Genomic DNA, 16,652 nt, shown 5'->3' on the forward strand with positions numbered 1-16,652 from the left:
GGTCAGGCGTCCAGCCCGGGCGACCGCCGCGGCACGGCGGTGACGGCCTCGAGCAGCCCGTCCGCGTAGGCCTCCCACGAGTGACCGGCGGCGTGGCGCACGGCGCCGGTCCCCAGTGCCGCCCAGGCGTCACGATCCGCCAGGATCTCGGCCAGGGCATCGGCCCACGCCTCGGGGGTGCCCGCCGTCACGTGGCGGCCGGACACGCCGTCGAGGACCGCGTAGACCAGTCCGCCGACCCGGTGCGCCAGCACGGGCGTGCCGCAGGCCTGTGCCTCGAGGGCGACCAGGCCGTAGGTCTCGGACGCGCTCGGCATCGCCACGACGTCCGCCGCCCGGAACTGGGCGGCCAGGGCGGGCGCGGGCACCGGCCCGGAGAACGTCACCAGGTCGGCGACCCCCTCCCGCGCGGCCAGGCCCGCCAGGTCCAGCTCGTCGTCCCCCGAAGCGGCCCCGTTCACGTGCAGGCGCACCCCCGGGTCGGCGCCCGCGCCACCGGCCCGCTCGCGCAGCACCCCGAGGGCGGCCACGAGCAGGTGCGGGCCCTTGTGCCGCTGCACGCGGCCGGCGAACAGGACGCGCAGGGCCCCGTCGTCCTCCGGGGCGCCCGGCCACTGCGCGGCGCCCTCCGGCGTGAACGTCTCGAGGTCGGCCCCGGGGGGCAGCACCCGGGTGCGGGCGCGGGGCACGTCCAGCAGCTCGCGCAGGTCGGCGACCTCGGCGGCGGAGTTGACCACGAGCAGGTCGGCCCGCTCGGCGACCTCGCGCTCGGCCTCGATCCGCGCGGCCGGCTCGCGCAGCTCGGGGTCCTCGAGCATCTTCGCCGCCGCCGTGGTGTGCATGGTCTGCAGGTACGGGGCGTGCGCCGCCCGCGCCAGCGCCGCGGCGGTGGACCCGGAGAGCCAGTAGTGGCCGTGCACGAACGCGACGGGCGGGGCGTCCGCGCCACCGAGGACGGGACCGCCCGGCACGGCGTCCGAGGCGAGCCAGTCCAGGGCCGCGCGGGTGAACTCGGCGCCGAGTCCCGCCAGCTCCTCCTTGGGCACGGGAGCGGACGGCCCGGCGGCGAGGTCCACGACCGTGACCGGCGGGGCCTGCCCGCCGGCGTCCAGCATCCGGACCCGTGCGCCATCCGCTCCCACCGGCTCCTCCGCCCGGGTCAGCAGGATCATCCGCACGCCCCGGCGGGCCAGGGCCACGGCGGCCTGCCGCACGTAGACGTTCATGCCGCCGGCGTCGCCGCGGCCGGGCTGGGCCAGGGGGGAGGTGTGCAGGCTGACCCCGATCCCCACCGGCACGGACGCCCGCAGTTCGGCGTCCACGGCGTCGAACAGCCGGGCCGCCGACGCCGAGTCCGCCAGGTCCTCGACGGAGACCATCCGTCCGGCGCCGTCGCCGAGCGGCACAGTCCAGTTCGGGTACTGGTCCTGGAGGGTGCCGGGCTGGTTCTGGATGCGCCGCTCGCCCACGGCGTCCACGAGCGCCACGCTGTGCAGGGCCGAGGGCGCCTGCGCGAGCAGGCGGTGCAGGGCCACGATCTGGCGTTCGCGCACCTCGGGGCCGGCGTCGGGGACGTCCACGTCCGCCTCGGCGAGCAGCCCGCGCCGGGCCGCGGCGGCGAGGAACGCGCGCACCTCCTCCGCCGACCGGCGGCGTTCCTGGGCGACGTCCACGGTGTAGAGGCCCAGCCGTTCGCGCAGGTCCACCTGGACGCCCTCGAGGTAACCGGCCGTGGGCGGCAGGTCGTGCGTGTTCACCGCCGCCATGGCCAGCCGCCGGTAGCGCTCCGGCGGGGTGGGCTCGCCGTCCTCCTGTTCGAACCACAGGATCGACGTGCCGAGCACGCCGGCCTCGGCCAGGCGGCGCTGCACCCACGGCTCGAACGTGCCGAGGTCCTCGCCCACCACGACGACGCCGGCCCGCTCGGCCTCGAGCGTGAGCACGGCGAGCATCGCCTCGTGGTCGTATTCGACGTACGCGCCCTGGGTGGCACCGGCGCCCTCCGGGATCCACCACAGGCGGAACAGCCCCAGGACGTGGTCCATCCGGATGCCGCCCGCGCCGCGCAGCACGGTGCGCAGCATGTCCCGGAACGCGGCGTAGCCGGTCTCGGCCAGGCGGCGCGGATGCCAGGGGTGCTGCGACCAGTCCTGGCCCAGCTGGTTGAACAGCTCGGGCGGCGCGCCGACGGACATGGTCGGCACCAGCACGTCCCCGAGCATCCACGCGTCCGCGGTCTCGCGGGTCGCCCCGACTGCCAGGTCCACCATGACGCCCATGCGCATGCCGGCCGCCCGGGCCCGCTCCTGCACGCCGGCGAGCTGCTCGGCGGCGATCCACTGCACCCAGCGGTGCAGGTCGACGTCGGTCGCGCGTTCGACGCGGACCCGCTCGGCCTCGACCCCGCCCGGCGCCCAGGCCGGGTCGGCGAGATCGGGCCCGGTGCCGTCGCCGTCCAGGCGCAGGACGGACCAGAGGGCGAAGTCGTCCAGGCCCGGGCCGGCCTCGGCGCGGAACCGCGCGTAGGCGGCCTCGCGCTCGGGGGAGCGGGGCACCTCGTGCACGCGGCGCAGCGCGGGCCACAGGACGGCGGCGACGGCGGCCCGATCGATCCGGCCGGTGCGCTCCAGCTCCGCCTGGACGCGGGCGCCGGCCGACCGCAGCTCCGCCTGCTCCGCGGCGGGCAGGTCGGCGAACTCGGGGATCGAGGGCACGTGCACGATCAGCGCCGAGAGGAACCGACGGGAGACGGGGGAGTAGGGGGAGTCCGCCGGATGGGGGCCGGGCTCGACCGCGTGCAGGGGGTGCAGCAGCAGGAAGTCGGCGCCGTGCCGGGCGACGATCTCGGCCAGGGACGCCATGTCCGCCGCGTCGCCGATGCCCCACGAGTCCGCCGAGGTCACCGAGTAGCCCTGCGCGGCCGCGCCCCAGCCGCGGCGCTCGAGGAAGGGACGCGCCGTGCTCAGCCGGGACGGGGCGCAGACCAGGACCGCGGAGGCGGTGGAGCCGGAGCCGCTGGTCACCTCCAGCCGGTGCCAGCCCGGGGCGAGGTCGGCGGGGATCTGCACGTGGACGCGCTCGCGCTCGACGCCGTCCACGAGGCGGACCTCGGACACCGGCTCGCTCACGCTCACCTCGAGGGTCCGCCCGTCCTCCGTGCGCACGCGGGCCACGACCGGCTCGCCCGCGGCCACGTGGCACGGCACGGACAGGCGGTGGCCGGACCGGGCGGCCACGGTGGGCGGGAGCACGTCCCGCCAGGGGGCCGTCTCCGCCTCCTCCAGCGCCTCGGCCAGAGCGGCGACCCCGTCCGGACGGACCGACACCCCGAGAGCGGCGAGCACCTTCACGAGGGCCTCGTCCGGCACGGTCTGGGCCGAGCCGTCCTGCCCGACGTACTCGGGCTGCACCCCGTGGGCTCGCGCGAGCCGATGCAGCAGTGCGGGGGCTTCCAGGGCCATCGGGTCCTCCATGCCGTCGTGCGGTTCCACCGACGGCGCCTGCCGTCGCACGGACACCACTCTAGAGGGGACGCCGGGCCGGGGAACACGCAGGGCCCCGGTCGTGACGACCGGGGCCCTGCTGCTCGACGAGCGGTGCGCGAGGGGGGACTTGAACCCCCACGTCCTTGCGGACACAGCGACCTCAACGCTGCGCGTCTACCAATTCCGCCACTCGCGCTCATCGGTGGAGCCCTGGGAGAGGCTCCGTCGCCCACCGCACTCCGGTCCTGTCCGGTCCGTCCCGCTCCAGGCAACTCGAGAAAGATAGCACGGGTTCGGGCTAGGCTCAAAACCATGGTCGAGAACATCGAGAACCCCGCCCGCTCGCGCCCCGAGGACCGCGTCGTGGAGATCTGCCGCGACCTCATCCGGATCGACACGACCAACCGCGGGGGCAACGTCTCCGTCGGTGAGCCCGAGGCCGCGGAGTACTGCGCCCGGCTCATGACCGAGGCGGGGATGACCCCCCGCTTCTTCGAGTCGGCGCCGGGCCGGGTCTCCGTCGTCGGACACCTGCCGGGCTGGGATCCGGAGGCGCCGGGGCTCGTCATCCACGGGCACACGGACGTGGTCCCCGCCGAGGCGGACGAGTGGAGCGTGGACCCGTTCGGCGCCGAGCTCAAGGACGGCATGATCTGGGGGCGCGGCGCCGTGGACATGAAGGGCATGGACGCCATGGTGCTCGCGGTGCTGCTGCACCTGGCCCGCACGGGCCGCCGGCCGCGGCGACCCCTGACGGTCGCGTTCTTCGCCGACGAGGAGGCCGGCGGCGTCTACGGCGCACGCTGGGTCGTGGATCACCACCCCGAGGTGTTCGACGGGTGCACCGAGGCGATCTCGGAGGTGGGGGGCTTCTCCACCGAGGTGCACGGCTCGCGCGCCTACCTCGTGCAGACCGCGGAGAAGGGGCTCGCCTGGCTCAACCTCACCGCGGAGGGCGCCCCCGGGCACGGCTCGGCCCCGCACCCGGACAACGCGGTCACCCGGCTGGCCGGCGCCATGACCCGCATCGGCGGGCACGAGTGGCCGCTCGTGTACACCAAGACCACGCGCGCGCTGCTCGAACAGGTGGCCGAGATCATGGGCGTGGACTTCGATGAGACGGACCCGACGCCCCAGCTCGACGCGCTCGGGCAGGCCCGTTCCTGGGTGGCCGGCACCCTGCGCACCTCGTCCAACCCGACGGGGCTGACCGCCGGCTACAAGCACAACGTCATCCCGTCCTCGGCCACCGGCACCGTGGACGTCCGCCTGATCCCCGGGGAGGAGGAGTCCGCCCTCGCCACGATCGCCGAGCTCGCCGGCCCCGAGGTGACCATCGCACCCGAGCACCGGGACGTCGCCCTGGAGACCCCCTTCTCCGGAGACCTGGTGGAGCTGATGATCGCCGCGCTACAGGCGGAGGACCCCGAGGCCCAGGTGCTGCCGTTCATGCTCGGCGGGGGCACGGACAACAAGTCCCTCTCCCGGCTGGGCATCACCGGCTACGGCTTCGCGCCCATGCGCCTGCCTGCCGACCTGGCCTTCACGTCCCTGTTCCACGGCATCGACGAGCGGGTGCCCGTGGACGCGCTCGAGTTCGGCTGCCGGGTGCTCGAGCGGATGCTGGAGCCGCGCTGATCCGGGCAGCGGGCGGCGACGACGGCCGGGGCGCCGTCGTCGCGCCCGCGCCTCAGAGGGTCTGCAGGGTCGAGGCCACGCGCATCACCCGGCGGCGCATCCAGTAGCGGCGCGCCCCGTCACGGTAGTGCACGGAGCGCTGCAGCTCCCATTGGCCGTACTCCGCGTGCTCCACGAGGCGCCGCCGGGCGTCGGCGAGGGACTCGTGGGCGGCGACCGTCATCACCAGGTACTCCCACTTCTGTCCGCGGGAGATCGCGTCGAGGGTCGAGGACATCAGCTGTTCACGCACCCGCCCATCCTGGCAGACGGCGTCGGGTCCGGCGGCCGGTCCCGCACGGCCCACCCCTGGCCGCGTCACCGGCCACCGGGTTACCGTTCACCCATGAGCTCTGACGCCCGCATGGCCCTCGAGGCCCTCACCACCGCCCTGAACGAACACCTCGTGGCCGCGCAGAACAAGCGGGGCGAGGACGACCCCGCCGTCGAAGCCGCCTTCTTCGCCGTGGCCGACGCCTTCGAGGCCTACGAGGACGCCCTGTACGCGGACACCGAGGAGGTCACCCCGCTCGACCTCTTCGACGACGAGGACGACGACGACTGACCGTCCCGCTCGTGACGGACCGCACGGCCCCGGGTTCCCACCCGGGGCCGTGGCGTACAGTGACCCTCCGTGACGTGGATCGAAGCCATCATCCTGGGCCTGGTGCAGGGCCTCACGGAGTTCCTGCCCATCTCCTCCTCCGCCCACATCCGCATCGTGGGCGAGTTCCTGCCCTCCGCGACCGACCCGGGGGCGGCCTTCACGGCCATCACGCAGCTCGGCACGGAGCTGGCGGTCCTCATCTACTTCTGGCGCGACATCACCCGCATCATCGGCCGGTGGTGCGCCGCGGTCACGGGGCGGATCCCGCACTCGGACCCCGATGCGCGCATGGGCTGGCTGATCATCGTGGGCTCGATCCCGATCGCGGTCCTGGGCCTGCTGCTGGAGGACTGGATCGACACGGAGTTCCGGTCGCTGTGGATCACGGCGACCATGCTCATCGTGTTCGGCGTCCTGCTCGCCCTGGCGGACCGGCTCGGCCGTCAGACCAAGCCGCTCGAGAAGCTCACCGTGCGGGACGGCGTCCTCTACGGCCTGGCCCAGGCCCTCGCGCTGATCCCGGGCGTCTCGCGCTCCGGCGGCACCATCGCGGCCGGCCTGGCCATGGGCTACACCCGGCCCGCCGCCACCCGCTACGCGTTCCTGCTGGCGGTGCCCGCCGTGTTCGCCTCCGGCCTGTACAAGCTGTACACCTCGCTCACCGATCCCGGCACGCAGGGCCCGTACGGCATGGGGGAGACGCTGGTCGCGACCGCGATCGCCTTCGTGGTGGCCTACGCGGTCATCGCCTGGCTCATGCGCTTCATCAGCACCAACTCGTTCCTGCCGTTCGTCTGGTACCGCATCCTCCTGGGCGGCGTCCTGTTCGCCCTGCTGGGTGCGGGCGTCATCAACGCCTGAGCCCGCTCCCGCCGCCGGGCATGACGGCCCGGCACCGCCGAACCACCCCGATGTGAGGAGTCCCGTGAAGTCCTGGAGCACCCCCGCCCCGCCCGCCGTGCCGAGCCGCCCCGACCGGCTGCGGCTGCACGACACCGCCACGGGACGGACCCGGCATCCGGGCAACGACGCCCAGCGCGCCTCGCTGTACGTCTGCGGGATCACCCCGTACGACGCGACGCACCTCGGCCACGCGAGCACCTACGTGGCCTTCGACCTGCTGCACCGCTACTGGCGCGCGGCCGGTCTCGAGGTCGCCTACGTCCAGAACGTGACCGACGTGGACGACCCCCTGCTCGAGCGGGCCGAGGCGACCGGCGTCGACTGGCGCGCGCTCGCCGAGGAGCAGACCGACCTGTTCCGTGCGGACATGGCCGCCCTCGAGGTGCTCGCCCCGGACCACTACGTCGGCGCGACCGAGGCGGTGGGCCTGGTGGTGGACGCCGTCGAGACGATGCTGGCGGCGGGCCGGGCCTACCGCGTGCCGGGCGGCGACGGCGAGCCCGACGGGGACGTCTACTTCGACGTCCGCGCGGCCCAGTCCGCGACCGACTGCCGCCTCGGACAGGTCTCCGCGATGGGCCTGGACGAGATGGCCGCGGTGTTCCCGGAGCGGGGAGGCGATCCCGACCGCCCCGGCAAGCGCGACCCGCTGGACCCGCTGCTGTGGCGCGTGCACCGCGAGGGCGAGCCTGCCTGGGACGGGCGGTCGCTCGGCTCCGGCCGGCCCGGCTGGCACATCGAGTGCTCCGTGATCTCCCGGGCCCACCTGCCGGCGCCGTTCACGGTGCAGGGCGGCGGCTCCGACCTGCGGTTCCCGCATCACGAGTTCTCCGCCGCGCACGCCACCGCCGTCGACGGCCTGCCGCTCGCGCACACCTACGCGCACACCGGCATGGTGGCCCTGGACGGCGAGAAGATGTCCAAGTCCCTCGGCAACCTCGAACTCGTCTCCCGCCTGCGGGCGCGGGGCGTCGAGCCGGTGGCCGTCCGCGCGGCGATCCTCGCGCACCACTACCGGTCGGACTGGGAGTGGTCCGAGCAGGTGCTGGCCGACGCCCAGGCGCGGGTGGCCCGTTGGCGCGCCGCCCTGGACGGACCGCATGCCGCCGCTGGCGTCGCCGTGCTGGACGCGGTGCACGCGGCGCTCTCGGACGACCTCGACGCCCCCCGCGCGCTGGAGGCCCTCGACGCATGGGCGGCCGGCACCCTGCCGGGCCTGGCCGAGGCCGCCGCCGACCCGCTGCCGGTGGTCGACGTCGTGGCGGCGCTGCTGGGTCTGCGCCTGCGCTGACCCCGCCGGGCGCGGCCGGGCGTCAGCGTCCGCCGCGCCCGCGCAGATAGCGCTCGAACTCCCGCGCGATCGACTCGCCCGAGGCCTCCGGCAGCTGCTGGGTGTCCTGGGCCTCCTCGAGCTGCCGGACGTAGGCGGCGACGTCGGGGTCCTCGGCGGCCAGCTCGTCCACGCCGCGCTGCCAGGCCCTCGCGTCGTCCTCGAGCCCGCGCGTGGACACGCTCACGTGCAGCAGGTCCTCGACCGCCTCGACCAGCCCGAGCAGCGTCTTGGGGGAGGGCGCCTGGGCCACGTAGTGGGGCACCGTCCCCCACAGCGAGAGGCTCGGCAGGCCGCGGCGCGCGGCCTCGTCCGCGATGACGCCGATGATCCCGGTGGGCCCCTCGTAGACCGGACGGTCCGCGCCGACGGCCACCCGCACGTCCACGAGCGGCGAGGTCGGGCGGGCGCGCAGGGGCCGGGTGTGGGGCACGTCCGCCAGCAGCGCGCCCAGCGTCACGACGGCGTCCACGTCACGCGCGTCGGCCGCCGTGAACAGCTCCTCGAGGAACGCGCGCCACCGCACGTTCGGCTCCACGCCGACGGCGAGGAGCACACGCACCCCGTCCGGCGGGGCAGCCTCGCCCGCGACGGGCCGACCCTCACGGTCCAGGAGCGCCTCGTGCAGGGTGACCGCCGGCCAGTCCAGCGTCCCCAGCCCGTCGGCGTCGCGCCGGACCAGGGGTCGAGTGACCTGGTAGTCGTAGAACTCGCCGTCGCACACCCGTCCCGCGTCCGCCGCGTCCCACTGCTCCCGCAGCGCGCCCAGGGCCCCGGTCGCGGCCTCCCCGGCGTCGTTCCACCCCTCGAAGGCCAGCAACAGGACCGTGGGGGCCCGCCGCCCGGCCTCGAGCTCGTCCACGGTCGCCGTCAGGTGGGTCCGCAGCGGGCCCAGGACGTCGTCCGGCTGGTCCTCGGAGGTAGCGTCGGTCATGGCGGCCAGCCTAGACACGGCCCGACGACGGGGCCACGGCCCGCGACCCGCCCCGCACACCCCGGCGGCGGCGCTCGATAGGATGCACTCCATGCCCCGCCACCCCGCGCCCGCCCCGGACGACCGTGCCCGCCGCCTGCCACGCGCCGTCCTGTGGGACATGGACGGCACCCTCGTGGACACGGAGCCCCTGTGGAACGCCGTCCAGCGCCGCCTGGTGGTCGAGCACGGCGGCACCTGGTCGGATGACCTGGCCGCCTCCCTCGTGGGACGCCCCCTCGACGAGGGAGCGCGCCGCCTGCAGGAGGCCGGGCTGGACCTGCCCGTGCAGCGGATCATCGACCTGACGATGGACGAGGTCGTCCAGGGGGTCGTCCGTGGGGTGCCATGGCGGCCGGGTGCCCGGGAGCTGCTCGTCGCGCTCGCCGAGGCCGGCGTGCCGGGCGCCCTCGTGACGATGTCCCATGCCCCACTGGCCCGCGCACTGGCCGAGCGGGCGCCGGCGGGCACGCTGGACGTCGTCGTCTCGGGGGACATGGTCTCCCGGGGCAAGCCCGACCCGGAGGCGTACCGGCTGGGCCTGCAGCTGCTGGCCGAGCGGACACCGGGGCTGACGGCCGCCGACTGTGTGGCGGTCGAGGACTCCCCGGTGGGCGTCGGCGCGGCCGTGGCCGCGGGCCTGCCGACGGTCGGCGTGCCCAGCGTGCTGCCGCTGCCGGCGGGGCTCGCGACCGTCGAGTGGACGACGCTCGCCGGCCGCACGCCGGCCGACCTCGCCGCGGTCCGCCGGATCGCCGCCGCGCGCGGGCCCGGGGCGGACGGGGCCGGATGAGCGGGCCCGCCTCCGTCCGGCTGGGCACGATCGCCGGCGCGCCGGTGCGCCTGTCCTGGTCCTGGCTCCTGATCGCCGCGGTCATCACCCTCGCGTTCGGCCCGCAGATCCAGCGCGCGCTGCCCGCGATCGGCGGCGGCGCCTACGCGGTCGCCCTGGGGTACGCCGTGCTCCTGGCCCTCTCCGTCCTGGTCCACGAGGCCGCCCACGCCCTCACCGGCCGCGCCTTCGGCCAGCGCACCGAGGAGATCGCGCTCACCCTGTGGGGCGGGCACACCCAGTTCCGCAGCCCGTCCGCTCGACCGCTGGACACGGTCCTCACCGCGATGGCCGGCCCCGCCGCGAACCTCGTGCTCGCGGGCCTCGCCCATCTGGCGGCCCGCGCCGTGCCCGGCCCGTCCGTTCCCGCCCTGCTGCTCGAGGTCACGGTGTGGGCCAACCTCCTCCTGGCCGCGTTCAACGCGCTGCCGGGCACCCCGCTCGACGGCGGCCGCATGGTCGAGTCCGCCGTCTGGGCCGCCACCGGCTCCCGGGCCCGTGGCGTCGAGGCGGCCGGCTGGGCCGGGCGCGTCGTCGCGGTGGGCGTCCTCGCGGCGGTGCTCGGCCCCCCGACCCTCGCAGGCCGCGCGCCGGACCTGTTCGTCGTCGTCCTGGCGGCCTGGGTCGCCCTCACGCTGTGGCGGGGCGCGGACGACGCCGTGCGCCACGGGCGCTGGAGCCGCCGGCTGGAGACCCTGCGGCTCGAGCAGGTCGAGGCGCCCGCCATCGCCCTGCCCGAGCACCTCAGCGTCGCCGAGGCCCTGGCCCAGGCGGACGGCGGCCGCCGCGCCGTCGTGGCCGTGGACGGGGCCGGTCGGCCCCGCGGCGTGCTGGACCTCACGGCCGCGGCGGGCCTGACCCCGGCGCGCCGCACGACCACCGCCCTGGCCGCGGTCGCCGTCGCCCTGGCTCCGGAGGCCGTCCTCGTCCGCGACGACGTCCCCGCCGCCGGTCCCGACCTGGCCGCCCGCCTGGCCGACCCCCAGACCCCCGTGTGGGTGCTGACCGACGCGCACGGCCTCGTGCGCTCCGTGGTGCCCCGCGAGACGATCCTCGCCGCCGTCGACGCGACGCGGCGTCCCTGAACCGAAGGAGCCCCCCCATGACCGAACCCACCGGCGTGAGCGCGCGCCGCGGCCCCCTGCGGGCCGGCCAGCGCGTGCAGATCAAGGACGCGAAGGGCCGCCTCAACACGATCACCCTGCTGCCCGGCGGGGAGTTCCACAGCTACCAGGGCGTGCTGCGGCACGACGACCTGATCGGCGGCTTCGAGGGCGTCGTGGTCGAGAACTCGGCCGGCCAGCCGTACCAGGTGCTGCGCCCCCTGCTGAACGACTTCGTCCTGTCCATGCCCCGCGGCGCCACGGTGGTCTACCCGAAGGACGCGGCGCAGATCGTGCAGCAGGCGGACATCTTCCCGGGCGCCGTCGTGGTCGAGGCCGGCGTGGGCTCCGGCGCCCTGTCCATGTCCCTGCTGCGCGCCGTGGGCGACCACGGTCGCCTGCACTCCTACGAGCGCCGCCCGGAGTTCGCGGACGTCGCCCGGGCCAATGTGGAGGCCTTCTTCGGCGCCGAGCACCCCGCCTGGTCGGTGCACCTCGGCGACGCGCAGGAGGAGATGCCCAAGGTCCACGAGCCGGGCTCCGTGGACCGGGTGGTCCTGGACATGCTGGCCCCCTGGGAATGCCTCGACGCCGTCGCCGAGGTCCTGGCCCCCGGCGGTGTGTGGCTGAACTACGTGGCCACCGCCACCCAGCTCTCCCGCGTGGCCGAGGCCATCCGGGACTCGGGCCGCTTCACGCAGGTCGAGGCCAACGAGACCCTCGTGCGCGGCTGGCACCTGGACGGGCTCGCCGTGCGCCCCGACCACCGCATGGTCGCGCACACCGGCTTCCTCCTCACGGCCCGCCGCCTGGCCTCGGGCGAGGAGGCGCTGCGCCTGAAGAAGCGCTCCAAGGTCTCCGAGTTCAGAGCCGAGGACGTCGAGGCCTGGCAGCCGGCCGACGAGGCCCGGTGGACGCCCGAGGCCCTCGGCGAACGGCCGATCACAGACAAGAAGGCGCGCAAGGCGGCGAAGGAGGCCCGCCTCATGGCCGCGCGGTCACGCGCCGCCGAGCAGGGCGTGGACGCGTACGGTGGGAGGACCCCGACCGGGGAGCAGGACTGAGTGGACGGAGCACCGGTGGACCACCACGCGCAATCAGGCACGGAGCACGCCGAGCAGCGCCTCGCCGAGGCACGGGAGCTGCTGCGGCAATCCCAGGCCGAGGCCGAACGGCTGCGGCACCAGCTGCAGTCCGCCCAGCGGCACGCCGCCGGCCTGAGCGAACGCCGTCGGGCCGCCGAGGCCCAGACGCAGACGGCCGCCCGCAACAACCGGCGCATGGTCGAGCTGCTCGAGGCCACGCGCGCCGAGATCACGACGCTCAAGGAGAACCTGGACGCCGTCACGCATCCGCCGTTCACCTTCGCCACCCTCGAGGCCGTCCATGCCCCGCGCGAGCCCGAGGAGGGCGTGGAGACCGGCGCCGTGGTGCGCGGGGGAGCGGACGTCATGCAGAACGGCCGGCGGCTGCGCGTGACGGTCTCCCCGCTGCTCGACGCCGCCCGCCTCACCCCCGGCGCCCAGGTGCTGCTGGACGAGTCCAGCTCGATCGTCGGCGTCGCCCCGGGCACGGGGTCGGGTCAGCTGCTGCGCGTCAAGGAGGCGCTGCCCGACGGCGGCCTCGTCCTGGCCGGCACGGCGGACGAGGAGCGCGTGGTGCGGCGCGCGCCCGCGCTGGAGGGCGTCGACCTGCGCCACGGGGACGCCGTCACCGTGGACGCCCGCGTCGAATGGGCGCTGCGGCGGGTCGAGCTGTCCGAGGTGGACGAGGTGCTGCTGGAAGAGGTCCCGGACGTCACATTCGAGGACATCGGCGGCCTCGGCCCGCAGATCGACCGGATCCGCGAGGCCGTCGAGATCCCGTTCCTGCACCCCGAGGTCTACCGCGAGCACGGCCTGCGCGCCCCCAAGGGGATCATGCTGTACGGCCCGCCCGGCACCGGCAAGACCATGCTCGCCAAGGCCGTGGCCAACGCCCTCTCGGCCCGCAGCGCGGACGGCGAGCGCTCGTTCTTCCTCAACGTCAAGGGACCCGAGCTGCTGAACAAGTACGTGGGCGAGACCGAGCGGCAGATCCGCGTCATCTTCGACCGGGCCCGCGAGAAGGCCGACGCCGGCTTCCCCGTGGTCATCTTCTTCGACGAGATGGAGTCGCTGTTCCGCACGCGCGGCTCCGGCGTCTCCTCGGACGTGGAGACCACGATCGTCCCGCAGCTGCTCACCGAGATCGACGGCGTCGAGGCCCTCGAGAACGTGATCGTCATCGGCGCCTCCAACCGCGAGGACATGATCGACCCGGCCGTGCTCCGCCCCGGCCGACTGGACGTGAAGATCCGCGTGGACCGTCCCGACGCCGACGGCGCCGCGGAGATCATGGCCAAGCACCTCACCGTAGACGTGCCCCTGCACGCCGACGACGTCGTCGCGGCCGGCTCCGCGGACGCGGCCCGCGCGACGCTCATCGCCCGGACGGTCGCCGCCCTCTACGACCGCGGCGCGGACACCGCGCTGGCGGAGCTGACGGACGTGTCCGGCACGACCCACGCCCTGCACCTGGCCGACCTCGTCTCGGGCGCCGTGGTGGCCGACGTCGTGGACCGCGCCAAGCGGCACGCGGTGCGCGACTACCTGGCCGCCGGCCAGGCCCCGGCCGCGCTCGGCGTCCGCGAGGGCCACCTGCGCGAGGCCGTGGCCGCGGTGCTGGAGGACCAGACGGACCTGCTGGCCACGGTCGCGCCCGCCGAGTGGGCGCGCACCTCCGGCTGGCGCGGTCCTCGGCTGCGCTCGCTGCGCATGGTCCGGGGGGTCGAGGCATGAGCGCGTTCGGCCGCGGGGCCGCGGACGGCTTCGCCCGGGCCGCCGCCGTCGACGTCGGCCCGACCCCCGCCTTCGAGGGCCAGCGCCGGCTGTTCCACGGCGCGGCGGTGCCCCCGAACGGGAGGGACGCCGCGGGCTGGGGCGTGCACCGCGTGATGGGCACGGAGACCGAGTTCGGCATCCACGCGCCGGCCAACCCGGGGGCGCACCACAGCGTGCTCTCGGTCGAGCTCGTGAACGCGTACGCGGACCTGGTCACCCGGTCCGGCTCGGCGGTGGCCGGCACGGAGTGGGACTACACGGGGGAGTCGCCGCTCGTGGACGCCCGCGGCTGGCGGCTGCCGCGTTCGGCGGCGCACCCCTCGCAGCTGACCGACGAGGCGCTCGTGGGCCCGGACGGGGAGCCCGTGCACCTGCTCCTGTCCACCGTGCTGGCCAACGGTGCGCGCTGGTACGTGGACCACGCCCACCCGGAGTACTCGTCGCCGGAGACGACCACCCCGCGGGACGCCATGGTGTGGGACGCCGCCGGGGACCTGGTCGCGCAGGCGGCGGCCGAGCACATCGGCCAGGCCGAGGGCGCCCCGGAGGTGCTGGTCTACAAGAACAACGTGGACGGCAAGGGCCAGTCCTACGGCGCGCACGAGAACTACCTCGTGGCCCGGTCCCTCGACTTCGAGGAGCTCACCGCCGTCCTGCTGCCGTTCTTCGCGGCGCGGCAGGTGCTCGTGGGCGCGGGCCGCGTGGGGCTCGGCCCGGCGGGGGAGCGGCCGGGCTTCCAGCTGTCGCAGCGGGCCGACTACTTCGAGGAGCCCGTGGGGCTGGAGACCACGATCCACCGGCCGATCGTCAACACGCGGGACGAGCCGCACGCCCGTCCCGAGGCCTACCGCCGGCTCCACGTGATCATCGGCGACGCGACGCTGAGCCAGCACGCCACGTGGCTGCGGATGGGCATGACCGCGCTCGTCCTCGCGATGGCCGAGGCCGGGACGGCGCCCCGGCTCACCCTGGACGACCCGGTGGCCGCGTTGCAGACGATCAGCCACGACCCGGGTCTGCGGGCCACGGTGCCGCTGCTCGAACGCACCGCGGACGGCCCCGTGCGCCGGCACTGGACCGGGCTGCAGATCCTGCGGTCCTACCTGGACGCGGCCCGCGCCCACTGCGCCGCCTTCGGGGTGACGGATCCGCAGACGCGCGAGGTGCTGGAGGCCTGGGCCATCGACCTCGACGACGCCACCGCGGATCCGCTGTCCCTGAGCGACCGCGCCGACTGGGCGGCCAAGCTGCGCGTCCTCGAGGGCCTGCGGGCCCGCACGGGCGCGGACTGGACCGACCCCCGCCTCGCGATGGTGGACCTGCAGTACGCCGACCTGCGCCCGGCCCGCTCCCTGCACCGCCGCCTCGTGGCCGCCGGCGCCCTCCGGACGCTCGCCGATGAGGCGGAGATCCGTGCCGCCGTCGCCACGCCGCCGCGGGCCACCCGCGCGTGGACCCGCGGCAACCTCGTGGGCCGCCACGGTGACCGCGTGGCCGGCGCCGCGTGGGAGACGCTGCTGCTGCGCGGGGCGGGGGAGCGGGTGCACCGGCTGCACCTGGCCGAGCCGCTGGTCGGCGCCGCCGTGGACCTGCCCGGCTGGTGGGAGGACGCCGCCGCGCCCCGGCCCGACGACGAGACGCTCGCGGCCACGCTGCCGCCGCTGTTCGGCGCGCGGGCCTGAAGGTGCGGGCGGGCGCTCAGCCCGTGACGGCCGCGCGCACGCGGCCCAGCAGGGCGTCCGCCCGCGCGACGAGACGGTCCGCCCGGTCGACGTCGGTGCGCACGATGCCCTCCAGGCCCTCGTCGCGGAGGGGGCCCAGGTTGGTCTCGAGGGTCACCGCGGCGGCGGTGAGGCCGCCCCGGACGCAGCCGAGCGCCGCACCGACGTCGGAGAGCACGTTCGGGTTCGCCGCGTCCAGCACACGCTCGGCCAGGTCCAGTGCACGCGCGGCGGCATCGACGATCCCGCGGGGTGGCCGGACGGCCTCGGCCAGGGCGGCCTGGATCGCGGCCGAGCGCCGGGCCCGGTCCTCCGGGGTGTCGCGGGGCAGCCCGAACGCCTCGGCCACGGCGCCGAAGCCCCGCTCGTCGCCGTCGGCGAGGCCGAGGCACGCCGCGATCAGGCCCTCCGATGCCCGGGCGTCCTCCTCGGCTGCGCTGAACCGGGCCGCCATGGCCAGCAGTCCGGCGCCCTCGGCGACCGCCAGCGCGCCCGTCGCGCCGCCACCGGGGGTGGGCTCGCCGGAGGCGAGGCGGCCCAGATAGCTCTCGATGCTCTCGTCGCGGATCATGCCCCCACGGTGCCAGACCGGGCCCGACCGCGGCCCGCCCTCAGGCGCGCTCCCAGGACGCGACCGGCCCCGGGACGATCGTGAACAGCGGGTGCACGTCGGGGACGGGCGTGTCCGACCACTGTTCGAGCCAGGCGGGGCTGCGCGCGGCCAGCTTGGCGCACAGGTGACGCCACTCCAGGTCGCGCTGGCCCGTGGTGGCCGGGATCGGTGCGAGACCGGCGGGCGGGATGCGCACGGCGCCGTCGGGGGCGGGGCACGGCCGGTCGATCCGGGAGTGATCGAAGCGATAGCCGCGCGCCGTGGCCTCGGCCTCGAGGCCGGAGAGGAACGCACCGACGGCGCCGGACGGGTCCGGGTGCTCCCGGAACCTCAGCAGCTGCGGGTGGTCCCGATACCCGCGCGTGCGGCCGGCCAGGACGGCCTGCGCGAGCAGGGCCTCGCGCCAGGCGCCCGTCAGGCCCTGGCGGTCGAGGTGGCGGGGATGAAGGGTCCACAGGCGCATGCCCCCATCCTGCCAGCGTGGGGCAACCCGGGGACGTGGGGCTGAAACGTGGCCCGCGCGTGGGGCAGGATGGGTGGACGCGGA

The 16,652-nt window shown here is 75.7% G+C and carries 14 protein-coding genes and 1 tRNA gene; 9 read left to right on the forward strand and 6 right to left on the reverse strand.

All coding sequences use genetic code 11. From position 1 onward, the window contains the following. Positions 1-2 precede the first annotated feature (2 nt). On the reverse strand, positions 3-3,512 hold the full coding sequence (gene malQ / locus ACUJ8O_RS02075; RefSeq protein ID WP_445373107.1) for a 4-alpha-glucanotransferase: 3,510 nt from the start codon (positions 3,510-3,512) through the stop codon (positions 3-5). An 85-nt stretch (positions 3,513-3,597) separates the two neighbouring features. Continuing rightward, positions 3,598-3,681: transfer RNA gene (locus ACUJ8O_RS02080), tRNA-Leu, on the reverse strand. 116 nt (positions 3,682-3,797) lie between these two features. Between ACUJ8O_RS02080 and ACUJ8O_RS02085 the strand changes: the two genes are divergently transcribed. Next, the gene (locus ACUJ8O_RS02085) at positions 3,798-5,123 is read left to right on the forward strand and encodes a M20/M25/M40 family metallo-hydrolase (protein WP_102708390.1); all 1,326 of its coding nucleotides are present in this window, start codon (positions 3,798-3,800) and stop codon (positions 5,121-5,123) included. Between the two features lie 52 nt (positions 5,124-5,175). Here the strand turns inward: ACUJ8O_RS02085 and ACUJ8O_RS02090 are convergent, their stop codons facing one another. Continuing rightward, positions 5,176-5,415, reverse strand: coding sequence for a DUF5703 family protein (locus ACUJ8O_RS02090; protein ID WP_036315193.1), 240 nt, complete (start codon positions 5,413-5,415; stop codon positions 5,176-5,178). Between the two features lie 93 nt (positions 5,416-5,508). Here ACUJ8O_RS02090 and ACUJ8O_RS02095 point away from each other — a divergent pair, with 93 nt between their 5' ends. The 3 genes from ACUJ8O_RS02095 (at position 5,509) to mshC (ending at position 7,963) form a co-directional block, all read left to right on the forward strand. Further along, complete coding sequence (locus tag ACUJ8O_RS02095; RefSeq protein ID WP_036315190.1) at positions 5,509-5,727, forward strand: hypothetical protein; 219 nt, start codon at positions 5,509-5,511, stop codon at positions 5,725-5,727. 69 nt (positions 5,728-5,796) lie between these two features. Continuing rightward, positions 5,797-6,630 (forward strand): undecaprenyl-diphosphate phosphatase, encoded by an 834-nt coding sequence (locus tag ACUJ8O_RS02100; protein ID WP_159833155.1) that lies wholly within the window; start codon positions 5,797-5,799, stop codon positions 6,628-6,630. A 64-nt stretch (positions 6,631-6,694) separates the two neighbouring features. Further along, on the forward strand, positions 6,695-7,963 hold the full coding sequence (gene mshC / locus ACUJ8O_RS02105) for a cysteine--1-D-myo-inosityl 2-amino-2-deoxy-alpha-D-glucopyranoside ligase (protein ID WP_371506547.1): 1,269 nt from the start codon (positions 6,695-6,697) through the stop codon (positions 7,961-7,963). A 22-nt stretch (positions 7,964-7,985) separates the two neighbouring features. On the opposite strand, the gene ACUJ8O_RS02110 is transcribed toward mshC, so the two are convergent. Next, positions 7,986-8,936: a proteasome assembly chaperone family protein gene (locus ACUJ8O_RS02110; protein WP_036315178.1), complete on the reverse strand. Its 951-nt coding sequence runs from the start codon at positions 8,934-8,936 to the stop codon at positions 7,986-7,988. A 91-nt stretch (positions 8,937-9,027) separates the two neighbouring features. Here ACUJ8O_RS02110 and ACUJ8O_RS02115 point away from each other — a divergent pair, with 91 nt between their 5' ends. Genes ACUJ8O_RS02115 through dop form a run of 5 tightly spaced genes read left to right on the forward strand, consistent with a single transcriptional unit; the run spans position 9,028 to position 15,453 of the window. Continuing rightward, positions 9,028-9,768, forward strand: a complete 741-nt coding sequence (locus ACUJ8O_RS02115; RefSeq protein ID WP_095695724.1) for an HAD family hydrolase — start codon at positions 9,028-9,030, stop codon at positions 9,766-9,768. After that, positions 9,765-10,892: a site-2 protease family protein gene (locus ACUJ8O_RS02120; RefSeq protein WP_036315175.1), complete on the forward strand. Its 1,128-nt coding sequence runs from the start codon at positions 9,765-9,767 to the stop codon at positions 10,890-10,892. Before ACUJ8O_RS02115 ends, ACUJ8O_RS02120 begins: the two co-directional genes overlap by 4 nt. A 17-nt stretch (positions 10,893-10,909) precedes the next feature. Continuing rightward, the gene (locus ACUJ8O_RS02125) at positions 10,910-11,974 is read left to right on the forward strand and encodes a tRNA (adenine-N1)-methyltransferase (protein WP_020627227.1); all 1,065 of its coding nucleotides are present in this window, start codon (positions 10,910-10,912) and stop codon (positions 11,972-11,974) included. Continuing rightward, on the forward strand, positions 11,975-13,729 hold the full coding sequence (gene arc / locus ACUJ8O_RS02130; RefSeq protein WP_095346435.1) for a proteasome ATPase: 1,755 nt from the start codon (positions 11,975-11,977) through the stop codon (positions 13,727-13,729). Further along, entirely contained in the window at positions 13,726-15,453 is a 1,728-nt protein-coding gene (dop, locus tag ACUJ8O_RS02135; RefSeq protein ID WP_095346437.1) for a depupylase/deamidase Dop, read from the forward strand. The genes arc and dop overlap by 4 nt, the downstream gene beginning before the upstream one ends. A 16-nt stretch (positions 15,454-15,469) precedes the next feature. On the opposite strand, the gene ACUJ8O_RS02140 is transcribed toward dop, so the two are convergent. Both ACUJ8O_RS02140 and ACUJ8O_RS02145 read right to left on the reverse strand, forming a co-directional pair. Then, positions 15,470-16,063: a cyclodeaminase/cyclohydrolase family protein gene (locus ACUJ8O_RS02140; RefSeq protein ID WP_036384793.1), complete on the reverse strand. Its 594-nt coding sequence runs from the start codon at positions 16,061-16,063 to the stop codon at positions 15,470-15,472. Between the two features lie 40 nt (positions 16,064-16,103). Next, a complete protein-coding gene (locus tag ACUJ8O_RS02145; protein ID WP_036384792.1) occupies positions 16,104-16,568 on the reverse strand; it encodes a pyrimidine dimer DNA glycosylase/endonuclease V in 465 nt (154 codons plus the stop codon). Positions 16,569-16,652 lie beyond the last annotated feature (84 nt).

It is taken from the genome of Micrococcus sp. EWR3.9.1, assembly GCF_052615555.1.